The following is a 16,186-nucleotide window of genomic DNA, read 5'->3' as shown; positions in this document are numbered from 1 at the left end:
CATGCAACCCCGTAGAAATCAGGTCCGCTTTGTCCTCGGCAGTACGCCGCTTGAAATCAGTATGGATGATCCCGGTCTCACGCTGCTGGATTATCTCAGAAACCAAGCATGCCTGACCGGGACCAAAGAAGGCTGTGCCGAAGGCGACTGCGGGGCTTGTACCGTGCTGATCGCTGAGTTGTACGACAACAGCCTCAAGTACACGGCAGCCAACGCGTGCATCCTGCTGCTGGGCATGATGGATGGGAAACAAGTGCTGACGGTTGAGCACCTGGCGTCGGACACCCTTCACCCAGCCCAACAAGCCATGATTGACCACCACGGCTCCCAGTGCGGCTTCTGTACGCCGGGCTTCGTGATGTCGATCGCCGCATTGCAACTCGATATGCGTCATGGGGATTCAATCCAAACACCTGATCGGGAACAGATCGACCAGCATCTCGCAGGCAACCTGTGTCGGTGTACGGGCTATGGGCCGATTATCGATGCGGCCCGCCAGGCCTGTAACCAGCCGTTACCGGACTACTGGTCACACCAGCAGACCGCCGTTCAGTCCATACTTAGCCAATGGCAAAAACAGGATGAAACACTGCATGTCGAATGTGAGTCGGGCCTGTTTGCAGCACCGCGCACAGAAGCGGAACTCGCCACGTACCTTTCGGACCAGCACTCACCACCGACCCTGCTCGCAGGTGCCACTGATATTGGTCTTTGGATCACAAAAGAGGGGCGGCAGCTCACTACGCTGCTCCATCTGGGACAGATATCAAGCCTTAAAACCGTCAATCGCCGAGCAGACGAGCTCGAGATCGGCGCCGCGGTTTCACTACAGCGTGCAGAGCCTGAATTGACCCGCCTTGCACCGGACCTTGGGCTCCTGCTGCGCCGGTTTGGCGCGCGTCAGGTCCGCAGCCAGGGCACCATTGGCGGCAACATTGCGAACGGCTCGCCCATCGGCGATCTACCCCCCGCACTGATCGCGCTGGGCGCAACACTGCGAATCGGTAGCGCCAGTGGACAACGAGAGATTCCGCTGGAAGATTTTTTCGTCGACTATGGACAACAGGATCTCGCAGACAACGAATATGTGGCGTCGGTCGTGCTCTCGGTACAGCCACAGCCACACTTTCGGTGCTGGAAGATCGCGAAACGTTTCGACCAGGATATCAGCGCGGTTCTTGGGGCATTTTCCCTGACACTGGTCGACGGTGTTGTTCACAGCGCCCGCTTTTGTTTTGGCGGAATGGCCCCCACACCGCGTCGGGCATGTCGTTGCGAAGCGGCAGTGGAAGGACGCCGCCTCGATGAGGAAACACTGGCCGAGGCGCAAAATGCGCTGCAACAGGATTTTGATCCTATTGCCGATCTGCGCGCGAGTGCCCGCTACCGCCGGACGGTTGCCGCGAACCTGCTCGAGAAGTATTTCCGGTTTCTGAGCGTGGCCGACGTGCCATCTGTTTATGAGTTTTCTTCGCCACAGGCCTTCACCCATGTCTGATAGCGCACCGATACTGGGCGCAGCACTCAGCCACGACAGTGCCGTAAAGCACACGACCGGGGAAGCGCTATATATCGACGACATACCAGAACCCCGCGGTACGCTACATCTGGTCCCCGGGTATGCCAACGCGGTCTGTGGGCAGCTGCGCAGTGTGGACCTGTCTGCTGTTGAATCTGCAGCAAACGTTGTTGCCGTACTGCGCGCAGACGATGTACCGGGAACCCTTGATATCAGTCCCACACACGCCGGGGACGATCCTCTGTTGGCCAAAGACCGCATCCGGTTTTTCGGTGAACCGATCTTTGCGGTGGTTGCACGAAGTTACCAGGACGCCCGCCGTGCGTCGCGCCTGGCCAAGATAGACATTGATTCGGAAGACCCGATCCTGACGATCGAAGATGCTCTGAATACCCAGAGTTTCGTCAGTGAATCCAAGCAAATGCAACGTAATGACTGGCAGGCCGCCATCGAACAAGCCCCCCATCGCCTGCACGGCACCACCGTCAGCGGCAGTCAGGACCACTTCTATCTGGAAGGTCAGGTTTCTCTGGCGATCCCACAAGAAGACGGCGGCGTGCACATCTATGCCTCCACCCAGCACCCGTCGGAAATTCAGCATGCCGCGGCACAGGTGCTGGGCCTGCCGGATCACACTGTGACCGTAGAGGTGCGGCGAATGGGGGGCGGATTCGGTGGCAAGGAAACGCAGGCTGCCCAATGGGCGGTGCTCGCCGCTCTGGCTGCCGCCAAAACCGGACAGCCCGTGAAATGCCGGCTGGACCGGGACCTCGACATGATCATGACGGGCAAACGGCACGACTTTCACAGTCAGTGGGAAGTCGGCTACGACCAAGATGGGCGGATAGTCGGCGTTGACATCCACATGGCTTCTCGCTGCGGCTGTTCACACGACCTCTCCGATCCAGTGAACGATCGGGCGATGTTTCACGCCGACAACGCCTATTATTACCCGGCCGTGCGCATCAGGTCCGACAGATGTCAGACCAACACGGTATCCAATACGGCGTTTCGTGGATTTGGGGGGCCGCAGGGGATGCTTATCGCAGAACAGATCATTCAGGCCATAGCACACGAACGCCGCCTGGATCCCCTGGATGTGCGACGGCTTAACTTTTACGAGCACAAAGACCGCAACCTGACGCCCTACCACATGCAGGTAGAAGATTTCATTCTTGATGAGTTGGTTGACCAACTGGAATCGACAAGTCATTACCGTGAGCGCCGCCAGTCTATAAAAGCGTTCAACAGTTCAAACCCATACCTGCGGCGTGGGCTCGCGTTGACGCCGGTCAAATTCGGCATCTCTTTTACCAACACGACATTCAACCAGGCCGGTGCACTGTTACACGTGTACAAAGACGGTAGCGTTCTTTTGAACCACGGTGGTACTGAGATGGGACAAGGGCTCCTGATTAAGGTCGCACAAGTGGTTGCCGCCGAACTACAGATTGACATAGACCAGGTTCAGATCTCGTCAACACACACGGGTAAAGTACCCAACACCTCTGCCACGGCCGCATCGTCAGGGACAGATCTCAACGGCATGGCCGCACAAAATGCCGCCCGCACAATCCGTCGACGACTCACCGCTTTTGCGGCCACCCATTACGACGTCGCTGAACATGATATAGAGTTCCAGCGCGGGCAGGTCCGCATCGCTGACAGTTGGATAGCATTTTCTGAACTTGTACTTGAGGCTTACCTGCACCGGGTCCAACTTTCCGCGACTGGTTTTTACCGCACACCGAAAATCTGGTGGGATGCCGAAACAGCCCGCGGACGGCCGTTTTACTATTTTGCCTACGGCGCGGCTGTTTCTGAAGTGGTGGTAGACCTGCTGACGGGTGAAAACCGCGTCGTTGCAGTCGACATCCTCCACGATGTCGGCCGTTCACTTAATCCTGCAGTCGATGCCGGACAGATCGAAGGGGGCTTCATTCAGGGTGTGGGCTGGCTGACTACTGAGGAAATGTGGTGGGACAGTGACGGTCGGATGATGACGCACGCACCATCGACCTACAAAATACCGGTATGTAGCGATCGGCCTGAGCACTTTCGGCTGGACATGTACGCGGGCAGTGAAAACATCGAAGCGACGATATACCGCTCGAAGGCGGTTGGTGAGCCGCCGCTGATGCTGGCCTTGTCCGTGCACCAGGCAATCGCGGATGCGGTCTCCAGTATCAGCGATACTGGTGAATTGCCACAGTTGCGTGCGCCGGCAACACCCGAAGCCGTACTGGACGCGATTCAGTCATTGCAGCCATCGTAACTGCCAATGAATACCGTCAATCTTTCATCGATGAGTGCGTGTGGACCGGTTGACTGGATCGGCACGACGCAGCGACTGATCACAGAACGCCGGCGTGCAGTGCTGATCATGGTCACCGCGGACAAGGGATCGACGCCTCGGGACAGCGGCACCTGGATGCTGGTCTCAGATGACAAACAGTCCGGCACCCTGGGCGGCGGCGAACTTGAACGGCTGGCCGAAGAAGCGGCCCGGGCGATGCTGGCTGGACACGGTACCTGGCAGCGTAGTTCACTGCATTGTGCACTGGGTCCGGACCTCAGGCAGTGTTGTGGTGGTCATGTCACACTGATGCTCGAACCCCTCGACATGTCAGCAACTGACTGGCTGGCGCAGGCCGCTGAATCGGCGCGGGTAGCTGACAACCAATACAGCGTACTGTTCCAGTCAAATGAGCCCGCTGCCACACCCCGGATCATCACAAACGATGGCGCCCTGTCGGGCATAACTGGCGTACATCTTCAGCTGCTCACCGATACCCGTCTGAGTCTGTTTTTGTTTGGTGCCGGTCATGTCGGTCAAGCCGTCGCCACCCTATCAACACAACTGCCGCTTCGCCTGACTGTCATCGATGGCAGAGCCAATCAACGAGCGCTCATCCCGAACGCAGATAATATCGAAGTCATGGGTATGGACTCGGCCGAAGAAGCCGCGGCCAGGGTGTCGTCAGGCTCAGCCGCTCTCGTCATGACACACAGTCACGAACTGGACTACACCTTGTGCCATGCACTGCTCACACAAAATAGTGCCGTCTTTGTCGGCCTGATCGGTAGCCGATCCAAGGCAAATCGATTCCGTAGCCGCTTAAGAAAAGACAATGTTCCGGAGAAGTCTCTGGCCCGGCTGACCAGCCCCATCGGCAGTTCCGGCCCGAAGGGGAAAGAACCCGGCGTGATTGCCCTGGCTGCACTGTCTGAAGTACTCACGCTGAACATGAAGTCCGCTACGCTCGACCTCACGCCTTCCGTGCAGGGCGCCAACATCACTCCCACCGCGAACTGAGCGCATCATGGATCAAGACAGTCATCACCTTTATATGCAGCGTGCCGCCGAGATATCACGGCAGAAAATGCTTGCTGGCGAAGGCGGGCCATTCGGGGCCGTTGTTGTCCGTGACGATAGCATCCTCGGTGAGGGGTGGAATCGAGTGACGTCTACCGCTGACCCAACCGCCCACGCCGAGATTGTCGCTATACGGGATGCCTGCAGCCGGGTTGGGTCCTTTACCCTTGAGGGCGCGCTGATCTACACCAGCTGCGAGCCTTGTCCGATGTGTCTTGCCGCGATCTGGTGGGCCCGGATCAGCCGCATCTATTATGCAAACACCCGCAACGATGCTGCCCGGATTGGATTCGATGATGCGGAAATCTATCAGGAGGTCACCCGTGATCTAACCGATCGGCGCATTCCACTTGTCCATTGCCCAAATCAAGAGGCAGTACAAGCGATGCGCGAGTGGACAGAAAAACAGGATAAGATCCCCTATTGATCTGCTGGCTGCTACTGGGCGGCACTCAAGCATCGCACTGGAATGACCAACACACCCAGCACCACTGACCAAGGATCGAACGAGTGACTGAACAACGGCTGCTGTCACTGACCGGCGTCTGTAAATCGTTCCCGGGTTGCATCGCCAACGACAACATCGATCTGGATGTTGCGGCCGGCGAGATTCACGCCCTGCTCGGTGAAAATGGCGCCGGCAAAAGCACCCTGGTCAAAATCATCTATGGCGTGTTGCGTCCAGACCAGGGAAATATTCGCTGGCAAGGCAAGGTGACGCGGATCGCAAATCCAGCCCAGGCAAGGACACTGGGCATCGGGATGGTGTTCCAGCATTTTTCCCTGTTCGAAGCGATGACCACACTGGAGAACATCGCGCTGGCCCTGCCCCCTGAAGATCCTGAAGACTTAAGAGCACGGCTGCAGGAAACCGCCAGTGCCTACGGTCTGGCATTGCAACCTGACCGCCACGTTTATGATCTGTCTATGGGTGAGCGACAGCGGATTGAGATCGTTCGCTGTCTACTACAAGACCCGCAACTACTGATACTGGATGAACCCACCTCAGTACTCACACCGCAGGAAGCCGAGATCCTGTTTGAAACCCTGCGTACGCTGGCTCAAGAGGGCCGGGCGATTCTGTATATCAGCCACAAGCTTGAAGAGGTCCGGACATTGTGTGATCGGGCGACGATCCTGCGTGGTGGACGCCGGGTCGATGATTGCCTCCCGGCGCAGGAGACTGCACGATCGCTGGCCGAGAAAATGATCGGCAGAAAATTGCGGCAGGTCTCACGTCTGTCACCAAACGACAGCGGTTCGTCAGTGCATCTGGCGGTGTCAGGTCTCAAGGTGCGCTCCGATCTGGCCCATGGTGTAAACCTCACCGATATCAGTCTGGAAGTCCGGGCCGGAGAAGTACTTGGAATCGCCGGAATTGCCGGCAACGGACAGATCGAACTGATGGGTGCTCTGTCAGGGGAAACCGGCTCGCCGATGGCTGGATCCATCAGGATACTCGGCACGGACGCGATCGGCCTTAATCCGGCAGCACGGCGGTCCCTGGGCGCGGTGTTCGTACCTGAAGAACGAATCGGTCACGCGGCCGTCGCCGACATGACACTGGTAGACAACAGTTACCTTACCGGTGATACGCGTATGAACTTCTCCCACCGGGGCCTGATCGACTGGCCGGCGGTCACACGATTTACGCAAAAGGTGGTCCAGAACTTCGACGTGCGCACCACCGGTGTCGATGCACTGGCCAGCAGTCTGTCAGGCGGTAATCTGCAGAAATTCATTGTGGGCCGGGAGATCCTGCAGCAACCCAGCCTGTTGGTGGTGTCGCAACCCACCTGGGGTGTGGACGCTGGCGCTGCTGCCGCGATACACGAAGAAATCCAGCGGCTGGTCAGTGCAGGGGCCGCTGTGCTGATGATCTCTCAGGACCTCGATGAGGTTTTTCTGCTATCCCACCGGATCGCTGTCATCTCCCAAGGCACCCTCTCGGTCACAACACCTATCGATGAAGTCAGCCCTGAAGATATCGGTTTATTGATGGGGGTCCGACACGAAGTTCAGCCCAAGGTAGATCATGTTGCGGCTTGAACCCAGAAGCACGCAGTCGTTTGCCGCCGCCTGGCTGTCGCCGTTGATGGCCCTCGTGCTGACGGTGATTACGGGTGGCGTGATATTCCTGGCCATGGGCAAGGATCCCTCGACAGCGCTCTATATCTACTTTGTGGAGCCGCTGACGACCACCTCGGGACTTTCCGAGGTTGCGGTCAAAGCAGGCCCACTCATTCTGATCGGAATCGGACTGTCGTTCGGATTTCGCGCCGGCATCTGGAACATCGGTGCCGAAGGCCAATACATTGCCGGAGCAATTGCCGGCGGCGGTCTGGCTGTTTACTTCTACGAAAGTGAAAGCACCCTGCTGCTCCCGGCGATGCTGGTGCTCGGTACGCTTGGCGGGATGGCCTGGGCTGCAGTGCCTGCGCTGCTGAAAACCCGATTTAATGCCAACGAGATACTGGTCTCACTGATGCTGGTCTATGTCGCAGAGCTGCTGCTCGTTCACCTGGTGCAGGGTCCGTGGCGTAACCCCCAAGGCTGGGGATTTCCGGGCACCCGGTTGTTTCCGGACGCCGCTACCATGCCGCTCCTGTTTTCGGGTAAGCGTGTGCATCTGGGCACGCTGATCACTTTGGCTGTTCCTTTTATCGCCTGGTTCATCCTGGCCCGGACCCGATTTGGTTTCACCGTCCGGGTCTTTGGATCAGCCCCACTGGCCGCCCGTCACGCGGGTGTTCATGGTCACCGAATGATCTGGCAGTCTCTGCTGATTGGTGGCGGACTTGCCGGTCTGGCCGGCGTGATCGAAGCGACCAGCACCATTGGGCAACTGGTGCCGAACATTTCTCCAGGCTACGGTTTCACCGCCATCATTGTTGCCTTCCTGGGTCGCCTCCACCCGCTGGGGGTTCTGCTGGCGGGCATCGCGATCGCAGTCACTTACATCGGTGGCGAAGGGGCTCAGATATCGGCGGGACTGCCCAAAGCCGTGACCAGCCTTTTCCAGGGCATCATCCTGTTCTATCTGCTCGCGTTTGATCTCTTCACCCGGTACCGGATCATCGTAAGCTCGAGAGCCACGGAGTAACCATGCCTGAACTCATTATTGCTTCCGTGATGACGATGATGACTGCAGCGACACCGCTGGTGTTCGCTGCCACCGGCGAACTCATCTGCGAGCGCTCTGGAGTGCTGAATCTGGGTGTGGAAGGCATGATGTTGATTGGTGCAGTATTTGGTTTTGCCACAGCCGCAGTGACCGGAAACGCGCCACTCGGACTTCTGGTAGCCGGAGCCTCAGGCATACTTGCATCGCTTATCTTCGCGTTCCTTACACTCACGTTGCTTTCAAATCAAGTTGCGACTGGCCTCGCGCTGACCATATTCGGTACAGGCCTGTCGGCGCTGTTCGGTTTCGATTATGTCGGAGAAACCATCGACAGAATTGCGGCTATTCATCTGCCTGTGCTTTCGGATCTGCCGGTTGTGGGCCCATTGTTGTTCGGACACGATCCCCTGGTATATCTGGGCCTCATCCTTCTGACCGGCGTGGCCTGGTTCCTCAACCGTTCACGCTCGGGGATGATTTTGAGAGCGGTGGGCGACTCCGATGTATCCGCCCACGCCATCGGCTATCCTGTGGTGTTGATCCGTTACACCGCTGTGGCCTTTGGCGGATTGATGGCAGGTCTGGGAGGTGGTTACTTGTCGCTGGTGTATACCCCGTTGTGGGCAGAAAATATGGCGGCCGGACGCGGCTGGATAGCCATTGCCCTGGTGGTTTTCGCCACCTGGCGACCTGAAAGAGTCCTGTTTGGTGCGATCCTCTTTGGCAGCATCATGATTCTTCAGCTGAATGCCCAGGCAGCTGGCCTCGGTATTCCTGCTGCTTTTATGTCAATGCTCCCTTACATTGCAACCATAGTTGTATTAGTCTTGATCTCCAGGGATGCCATTAAGATTCGCCTCAACGCCCCAGCCTGTCTGGGCCGGCCGTTCCGGGCCGAGCGTTGAGCAGAATGACATCTGTTGGAACTCTCACCATGAATGGAGGAAATTGAAAATGAAGTACCTCGTCAAACTGGTCGTAGTGATTTTTGCAGCCGTGTTGAGTCTCGGCGCGATCACTACTGCGTCTGCAGACAAGTTGAAAGTTGGATTTATCTATATTGGCCCACCGGGGGATCATGGCTGGACCTATTCCCATGATCAGGGCCGACTGATGATCGACAATATGCTCGGTGATCATGTGGAGACGACCTACGTTGAAGGTGTGCCAGAAGGACCCGATGCCGCGCGTGCGATTGCCAAGCTGGCTGAAACTGGGCACAAACTGATCTTTACCACGTCCTTTGGCTATATGGAGCCAACACTCAAGGTCGCCAAACGATTCCCCGACGTCAAATTTGAGCATGCCACCGGGTATAAACGGGCCGACAACGTCTCAACCTACTCAGCACGTTTCTACGAAGGCCGTTATGTGCAAGGCCAGATTGCCGCCAAGATGTCCAAGAGTGGCATCATCGGCTACATTGCTTCGTTCCCGATTCCTGAAGTCGTACGTGGCATCAACGCGTTCATGCTCGGTGCGCAATCGATAAATTCGAACATGAAGGTAAAAATCGTGTGGGCTTACACCTGGTTTGATCCACCGAAGGAAGCAGATGCCGCCAAGGTGCTAATGGACCAGGGCGCCGACATCATTACGCAACATACGGACAGTACTGCGGCGCTTCAGGCAGCAGCGGCTCGCGGGATCAACGCTTTCGGACAAGCCTCTGACATGATCCAGTTTGCCCCAGATACGCAGTTAACCGCAGTTCTCGATAATTGGGGACCGTATTACGTCAAACGAACGGTTGATGTCTTGATGGGAACCTGGACTTCAGGGGATACCTGGAACGGAATGGGACCCGGGATGGTCGGCATGGCACCGTTTACCAACATGCCAAATGACATCGCCACGATGGCACGCGAAACGACAGAGTCGATTCGAACAGGTGCATTTCATCCGTTTACCGGCCCCATCTACAACCAGGCCGGCGAACTCGTAGTACCGACAGGTGCAACAGCCGACGACGGCATGCTGGCTGGAATGAACTTCTACGTCAAAGGCGTCGACGACAAGTTGCCGGATTAAGTACTCGCTGATTGTTGTATTTACAGACCCGCTCCCGGATTCGGGAGCGGGTTTTCTGTACCTCGACCAATGTAGAAAAGATAAGCATGTCCCGCACCTGGATTCGTGATCCACTGGCCATCTATGCGGACAATGCCGAACGCGGTTTCGTCGTTGAAAATCAGCTCATAACAGAACTGATTCCAGCCGGGAAAGCGCCCACAGCACCGGTGGACACTACGTTCGATGCCTCTTCCCATGTTGTGCTGCCCGGGCTGATCAATACCCACCACCATTTTTATCAGACGCTCACACGCTCGCTGCGAACAGCCCTGAACAAGGAACTGTTCGACTGGCTCGGCGCCCTCTATCCCGTTTGGGCCCACCTGGATCCGGAAATGCTTGCGGCAGCCACTGAACTGGCGCTGGCCGAACTGCTGCTATCCGGCTGCACCACGGCCGCGGATCATCACTACCTGTTCCCGAAAGGCCTTGAAAAGGCAATCGATGTCCAGGTCGAAATGGCGAGGCAGATCGGACTGAGGGTGGTGCTGACACGCGGCTCAATGGACCTTTGCGTAGACGACGGCGGCCTCCCGCCCGCCAGCGTCGTCCAGGATCCGGACACCATTCTGGCCGACTGCGAGCGGGTGGTGGGTGCATATCACCAATCAGGTCCTGGTGCGATGACCCAGATCGCGCTCGCACCGTGTTCGCCGTTTTCGGTATCCCAAGAGGTTATGCAACAATCTGCACTTCTAGCTGAAAAACTTGACCTGCGGCTGCACACCCATCTGGGAGAAACCAAGGACGAGAACGACTACTGCCAAGCCCGTTTAGGTATGCGTCCGCTAGACTATCTTGACCAATGTGGCTGGCTTCAGGCGCGGACCTGGCTGGCCCATGGCATTCATTTTTCAGACAGTGAGATCACCCGGCTGGGCCAGGCGGGTGTGGCGGTCAGCCACTGTCCGCACTCCAATATGCTGCTGTCCTCGGGACTCTGTCCTGCGTGTTCACTGGAACAGGCCGGCAGTCCTGTCGGCCTGGGGGTAGACGGGTCGGCATCGAATGATGCCTCCAACGCGATCGAAGAAGTCAGGGCAGCCCTGATGCTGCAACGGTTCAACTCAGGTTCTGCAGCTGTCAGCCACACGGATGCCCTGCGCTGGGCTACGGCAGGTGGTGCCCGGTGTCTGGGACGCGATGACCTTGGGCGCATCGACTCGGGTCTGCAGGCCGACATCGCGCTGTTCAAACTCGATGAGCTACGGCACTCGGGACACGACGACCCGCTCGCAGCGCTGGTCCAATGTGGTGCACACCGGGCCGATCGCGTCATGATCGCCGGTCAGTGGCAGGTGGAAAACGGCCGGGCCAGCCACATCGATGAGGTCGATCTTGTTGCAAGACACAGTGCGCTGGCCCGGCGGCTGCGCAACCGGGCGGGGCTTGAATGATCATCAGCATCACCTCACCGTCACGACTTTCAGCCTGACTGCAGCATAACAACTACCAGGAGATTCTTGATGGGCTATTTTTCCGATCAGGAAATGAACCGACGTCTGGCGAACCTGCGTCACGCCATGGACAATCAAAGCGTCGAGGCGGTCCTTATCACCTCAGTCCACAACACCTTGTATTACAGTAATTTCTGGATGATCCCCTGGGGCCGCGAACAAGGGCTGGTGATCCCAAGAGAGAATGAACCCGCCGCGATTGCACCCCATATTGAATACGACCGGCCTGCCAAAATGGTCGGTGATGGCAGCAATTTCAGGGACATCCGGATCTACACTGACAATGCCAGTGCAATAGACGGCTGGGTGGGCCTGGCGCGACAGGTCCTGCTTGATCGTGGCATCACGAGTGGGCGGATCGGAATTGAGGAAGATAATGTCAGCATCACCATGCACAAGGCATTGTGCACTGCACTTCCTGATCTCGAATTCGTTGAAATGGGCTATGCCATGATGTGTGAGCAGATGCTCAAATCGGATGAAGAGATCGCACTGATTCGGGCTGGGGCCGAAATCTGTGATCTCGGCGCACAGGCTTTTGTCGATGCTGTCCATGACGGCGTGACTGAGGTGCAAGTCGCCCGGGCATCAGTGACCGCCATGGAAGAGGAAATCTGCCGCCGTTTTCCCGGCCATGAATGCGATGGCACCTTCTGCTGGGCACAGTCGGGCCCTGAAAACACCAAAGTCGCTCATGGACTCAACACCGATCGACAGATGCACAGCGGCGATCTGCTCAGCCTGAACGTATTTCCGATGATCCTGGGCTATTACCACCTGCTGGAACGAAGCCTGGTCTTTGGGCCGATATCAGCCGAGGTACAGAAGTACTTTGAGATCCAGGTTGAGGTCCATCATGCCGGCATTGCCGCGCTCAAACCCGGTGTACGGCTCGGCGACATCGATGACGCCGTCATCAATCCAATCTATGAACAACACGACCTGCTGGAGAACAGAACCTTTGGCACCGGTCATTCATTCGGCATCATGGGTTACTGGTATGGCCGTGATGAACTCGGAGAAATTCGTCCTTATAACGATTACGTTCTGCAGCCCAATATGGTGATGTCTATGGAACCGATGATCTCTGTAGACGGTGTCGGCGGGTTCAAACACGCCGACATGTTTCTGATCACCGAAAACGGCAACGAGCCACTGACCCGATTCCGTAACGACGTGATCGTGATCGACTGACAGCCTCAGTCCAACAGGTCGTTGAGAATACCCGCCGCCTTGGTCGGGCCGTGGCGGCTGCGCATGTGCGCGGAAGTTTCCGCCAGCCTGGCTTGCATCGGCTGATCATTCAGTAATGTCACGATGCGGTCAGCGAGTTCCTGATCATTCCACTCGTTACGGTGCAGATGGAGGCCGTGACCGGTCTCTTGCAGGCGGGTTGCATTGTCGTGCCCATCCCATACGTAGGGCATGATCAGGGCAGGTTTGCCATAGTAAAGGCACTCGTTAAATGAATTGTTGCCGCCATGGTGAATTACCGCATCGGTCTGTGCGATGACAGACGGCTGTGGGTACCAGGATGCGATCGATATGTTTGCTGGAATCTCGGAGTACTCGCTTTCGTAGTCACCCACATTAAAAAGAGCGCGGACCGGTAGCTTGGACACCGCATTCATCAACCGCTTCAGCAATGTGGTGTCACCTGATCCCAGGCTGCCAAAACTCACGTAGAGCAACGGTGCATCGTTGTTTGCATCGAAGACCGGCAGTTCATAGTCCGCCTCATCCCGCACACAGCCCTCCAGATATTGAAACCGTTCCGGGTCCAGGGGCTCGCGCCGGTTGAATTTGACCGGTTCGGGGTAGAGCAACAGATTCATGTGTGGAGACGCCTCGAAGAACTCGCCAAGCGGGTAAGGTTGTTCGCCGCATTGTTGGAGAAAGGTATTGAACCGTTCATGAATCGGACCCACGATCTCGTTAAAGCGTGACAGATAACGCGCATGACAGTCATGGTCATCCGCACCACATCCGGACAGGTGGGGGGGTATGTCACGATCGGGTATCTCGTTTTCTGAGCACGAGATGATGCGCACCCAAGGTTTGTTGTCTGTCTGTGCGTAGCGCTTGATCGCCGGGAAAAGGACCACATTATCCACACAGACCATGTCGGGCTTGAGCGTCTCAAGAATATCCGGCAGTTCTTTCTCCGCCCAGATCGACGTATCAACAATAGCTTCCCAGCACTCTTTCACGTAGTTATCGATCTGCTCGTACGGTGAAAGATCGAAATTTGGAATATGGCCGTTGATGAAATCCGACCAATACTTGGCCATTTCTTCCGGCGGCATCGGCTCGGACATGTTGACCAGGTGCTCGTCATAGCCGTAGCCCTGGTATACACCACCCATTCCCGGATCGGTTAGAAACACAGCTTTGTGCCCCAGTTTTTCGCAGGCCTGCGCGATGCCAACCGAGTTGAGTGCCGGGCCAAAGGCCGCCTCTGGGAAAAATGCGATCAGTTTGCCGTTCATACCCGGGAGGGCTCCTGTGATATCGATCGTCAAATGACGGGCAGACCGCTGTACTTTGCATGCCGTCGAGCGTTGTTCTACAGTCCAATTCTAGAACATTCTCTGTGCGCCCAGGCGGCACCCCGACCCGGAGCTGATCAAATATGGAAATCGCCTGGCAGGATTGGGCTGGACTTTTTATCCGCTGGTTACACCTGGCCACGGGCATCGCCTGGATCGGTACCTCGTTCTATTTCATCTGGCTGGACCAGAGCCTGCGACGTCGCCAGCAATTGACGACAGGTGTCGACGGCGAGTCCTGGATTGTCCACGGCGGCGGTTTCTACCACGTACAAAAGTACATGGTTGCACCCGAACAGCTGCCCGAAGAACTGCACTGGTTCAAGTACGAAGCTTATTTCACCTGGCTGTCGGGCTTTGCACTGATGGCGGTCATGTATTACTTCGGCGCAGAAACTTTCCTCATCGATCGGGACCGTGCAGATATCTCGGTACCGATTGCGGTTATGGTCAGTCTTGCTTTCCTCGCCGGGGGCTGGCTTGTTTACGATCTGCTCTGCCGATCAACGGTTGGCAGGCACACAGGTCCGCTCGCCCTGGCAGTATTTGTTCTGATCGTACTGGTCAGTTGGGGCCTTAGCCAGCTCTTCAGTGACCGGGCAACGTTCTTACACGTGGGCTCAGTCATCGGCACCATCATGTCTGCCAACGTGTTCTTCATTATTATCCCCAACCAGAAAAAAGTAGTTGCTGATCTGAAAGCGGGCCGGCAACCAGCTGCCGAACTCGGGCAACAAGCCAAACAGCGTTCGCTGCACAACAATTACCTGACCCTGCCGGTGCTGTTGTTGATGGTCAGTGCCCATTACCCCCTTCTGTTCGCAGGCCAAGCCACCTGGGGATGGCTGGTGATCGCACTCGTTCTGCTGATCGGCGGCGTGGTTCGGCATTTTTTCAACACCTGGCACACCGGCGCCCGTGGTTCTGCACTGCTGTGGCAGTGGCCCCTGGCTGTCCTGCTTGGCGTCGTGCTCGCGATTTTCCTGTCGACGCGACAGACGATGCCCCTGACTGAATCGGTCTCCGATGGACGCGCCCTGGCCATCATTCAGATGCACTGCGTCGCGTGTCATGCCGCAACGCCCACCCACCGTGGATTTAAGAGCCCGCCCGCGGGGCTGACACTCGACGTCCGGGAAACCGTTATCCTGGCAGCTGAGCGGGTGATGGCACAGGCTGTGCTGAGCAAGGCCATGCCGCTTGGCAACGCCACCGGAATGACGGACACCGAACGCGCCGAACTCGGCACCTGGCTGCGGCGGCAGCTACGGCCTTAAGGCCTTAGCCCACTGTGCACTCAGCTGGCACTGGCCAGCATCTGTGTTTGAGCGTCAGGCGGTTTGAAAAACCCAGGCATTTACCACATTCCAATCACCGCGAACGCTGTAAAATAGACGCATTCACGTGTGCACTGGTGCGGCCGAACCAGCAGGATTCTTTTGGCCCACCAGGTGATTTACGCAGAAACAAAGCCCATTCACCGGAGCATCAACATGAAAACAAACGGTATCGTCGTCGGAATTATCAGCGCAAGCCTGCTGCTCGGCGGTTGTTCAACCACCATCAACAAACAGCAGTCTGGTGCCGCGACTGGTGCCCTGTTGGGCGCCGTGCTCGGTTATGGTCTGGGCAAAGGCCACAAACACAAGAACCTCGCTGTCATGCTGGGCGCTGCTTTCGGCGCAGTAGCGGGTGACCGGATCGGTGCACAGCTGGATGAAAAAGACCGACTGCTTGCCGGCGAGAACCTGCAGATATCACTGGAGAGTACAACGGACGGGGCGACGTCGACGTGGAACAATCCGAACACCGGTCACAGCGGCAGCACCTCCCCGACTAAAACCGTAGTCGCCTCCGATGGCACGCCCTGCCGTGAATTCACCACTGAGATCGTCGTCGGCGGTGAAACCCATCAGGGCTACGGCACGGCCTGCCGTCAGGCAGACGGCAGCTGGAAGATCATGAACTGATCGGGCGCCCGGCTGCAGTTCACGGTCCGAGGTTATACCGGACGATACACCACAGCGCTCTGAGGCCGTCGCGCCAGCCAATCTTTTTACCTCCTTCGTAGGTGCGTCCTGCATAGGA

Annotated in this window: 14 protein-coding genes; 12 read left to right on the top strand and 2 right to left on the bottom strand. The window is 57.2% G+C overall.

The window, feature by feature from the left end; all coding sequences use genetic code 11:
* Position 1: 1 nt before the first annotated feature.
* The 10 genes from xdhA to MK323_09545 all read left to right on the top strand — a co-directional run bounded on the left by xdhA (position 2) and on the right by MK323_09545 (position 12,743).
* A complete protein-coding gene (gene xdhA / locus MK323_09590) occupies positions 2-1,498 on the top strand; it encodes a xanthine dehydrogenase small subunit (GenBank protein MCH2482411.1) in 1,497 nt (498 codons plus the stop codon).
* Positions 1,491-3,794: a xanthine dehydrogenase molybdopterin binding subunit gene (xdhB, locus tag MK323_09585; GenBank protein ID MCH2482410.1), complete on the top strand. Its 2,304-nt coding sequence runs from the start codon at positions 1,491-1,493 to the stop codon at positions 3,792-3,794. The genes xdhA and xdhB overlap by 8 nt, the downstream gene beginning before the upstream one ends.
* Positions 3,795-3,800: 6 nt before the next feature.
* Positions 3,801-4,835, top strand: a complete 1,035-nt coding sequence (xdhC, locus tag MK323_09580; GenBank protein MCH2482409.1) for a xanthine dehydrogenase accessory protein XdhC — start codon at positions 3,801-3,803, stop codon at positions 4,833-4,835.
* 7 nt (positions 4,836-4,842) lie between these two features.
* Positions 4,843-5,322, top strand: coding sequence for a nucleoside deaminase (locus MK323_09575; GenBank protein MCH2482408.1), 480 nt, complete (start codon positions 4,843-4,845; stop codon positions 5,320-5,322).
* Between the two features lie 83 nt (positions 5,323-5,405).
* Positions 5,406-6,944 (top strand): ABC transporter ATP-binding protein, encoded by a 1,539-nt coding sequence (locus tag MK323_09570; protein MCH2482407.1) that lies wholly within the window; start codon positions 5,406-5,408, stop codon positions 6,942-6,944.
* Positions 6,931-7,998, top strand: a complete 1,068-nt coding sequence (locus MK323_09565; GenBank protein MCH2482406.1) for an ABC transporter permease — start codon at positions 6,931-6,933, stop codon at positions 7,996-7,998. The genes MK323_09570 and MK323_09565 overlap by 14 nt, the downstream gene beginning before the upstream one ends.
* Positions 7,999-8,000: 2 nt before the next feature.
* Positions 8,001-8,924 carry an ABC transporter permease gene (locus MK323_09560; protein ID MCH2482405.1) on the top strand — a complete coding sequence of 308 codons (924 nt, stop codon included), beginning with the start codon at positions 8,001-8,003 and terminating at the stop codon, positions 8,922-8,924.
* Positions 8,925-8,973: 49 nt separating this feature from the next.
* Positions 8,974-10,050, top strand: coding sequence for a BMP family ABC transporter substrate-binding protein (locus tag MK323_09555; GenBank protein ID MCH2482404.1), 1,077 nt, complete (start codon positions 8,974-8,976; stop codon positions 10,048-10,050).
* A gap of 86 nt (positions 10,051-10,136) precedes the next feature.
* A complete protein-coding gene (locus MK323_09550) occupies positions 10,137-11,489 on the top strand; it encodes an 8-oxoguanine deaminase (protein ID MCH2482403.1) in 1,353 nt (450 codons plus the stop codon).
* Positions 11,490-11,558: 69 nt separating this feature from the next.
* Positions 11,559-12,743, top strand: coding sequence for an aminopeptidase P family protein (locus MK323_09545; GenBank protein ID MCH2482402.1), 1,185 nt, complete (start codon positions 11,559-11,561; stop codon positions 12,741-12,743).
* Between the two features lie 5 nt (positions 12,744-12,748).
* On the opposite strand, the gene MK323_09540 is transcribed toward MK323_09545, so the two are convergent.
* Complete coding sequence (locus MK323_09540) at positions 12,749-14,038, bottom strand: glycosyltransferase (GenBank protein MCH2482401.1); 1,290 nt, start codon at positions 14,036-14,038, stop codon at positions 12,749-12,751.
* A gap of 143 nt (positions 14,039-14,181) precedes the next feature.
* Here MK323_09540 and MK323_09535 point away from each other — a divergent pair, with 143 nt between their 5' ends.
* Positions 14,182-15,375, top strand: a complete 1,194-nt coding sequence (locus tag MK323_09535) for a urate hydroxylase PuuD (protein MCH2482400.1) — start codon at positions 14,182-14,184, stop codon at positions 15,373-15,375.
* A 216-nt stretch (positions 15,376-15,591) separates the two neighbouring features.
* Positions 15,592-16,068, top strand: coding sequence for a glycine zipper domain-containing protein (locus MK323_09530; protein MCH2482399.1), 477 nt, complete (start codon positions 15,592-15,594; stop codon positions 16,066-16,068).
* Positions 16,069-16,087: 19 nt separating this feature from the next.
* On the opposite strand, the gene MK323_09525 is transcribed toward MK323_09530, so the two are convergent.
* Positions 16,088-16,186: glycosyltransferase family 2 protein (locus tag MK323_09525; protein MCH2482398.1), on the bottom strand; the 99-nt coding region annotated here is incomplete at its 5' end.

It is taken from the genome of Gammaproteobacteria bacterium (genome assembly GCA_022450155.1).
Classification (GTDB): Bacteria; Pseudomonadota; Gammaproteobacteria; order Arenicellales; family UBA868; genus REDSEA-S09-B13.
Note: the sequence above shows the minus strand (reverse complement) of the source record. Positions and strands in the feature narration are given on the sequence as shown.

Bases quoted from the DNA above. Each gene is read 5' to 3' on its own strand.
- MK323_09530 (MCH2482399.1), top strand. From the start codon at position 15,592: ATGAAAACAAACGGTATCGTCGTCGGAATTATCAGCGCAAGCCTGCTG.
- MK323_09545 (MCH2482402.1), top strand. From the start codon at position 11,559: ATGGGCTATTTTTCCGATCAGGAAATGAACCGACGTCTGGCGAACCTG.
- MK323_09535 (MCH2482400.1), top strand. From the start codon at position 14,182: ATGGAAATCGCCTGGCAGGATTGGGCTGGACTTTTTATCCGCTGGTTA.
- MK323_09575 (MCH2482408.1), top strand. From the start codon at position 4,843: ATGGATCAAGACAGTCATCACCTTTATATGCAGCGTGCCGCCGAGATA.
- MK323_09560 (MCH2482405.1), top strand. From the start codon at position 8,001: ATGCCTGAACTCATTATTGCTTCCGTGATGACGATGATGACTGCAGCG.
- MK323_09555 (MCH2482404.1), top strand. From the start codon at position 8,974: ATGAAGTACCTCGTCAAACTGGTCGTAGTGATTTTTGCAGCCGTGTTG.
- MK323_09540 (MCH2482401.1), bottom strand. From the start codon at position 14,038: ATGAACGGCAAACTGATCGCATTTTTCCCAGAGGCGGCCTTTGGCCCG.
- MK323_09565 (MCH2482406.1), top strand. From the start codon at position 6,931: ATGTTGCGGCTTGAACCCAGAAGCACGCAGTCGTTTGCCGCCGCCTGG.
- xdhB (MCH2482410.1), top strand. From the start codon at position 1,491: ATGTCTGATAGCGCACCGATACTGGGCGCAGCACTCAGCCACGACAGT.
- xdhA (MCH2482411.1), top strand. From the start codon at position 2: ATGCAACCCCGTAGAAATCAGGTCCGCTTTGTCCTCGGCAGTACGCCG.
- xdhC (MCH2482409.1), top strand. From the start codon at position 3,801: ATGAATACCGTCAATCTTTCATCGATGAGTGCGTGTGGACCGGTTGAC.
- MK323_09550 (MCH2482403.1), top strand. From the start codon at position 10,137: ATGTCCCGCACCTGGATTCGTGATCCACTGGCCATCTATGCGGACAAT.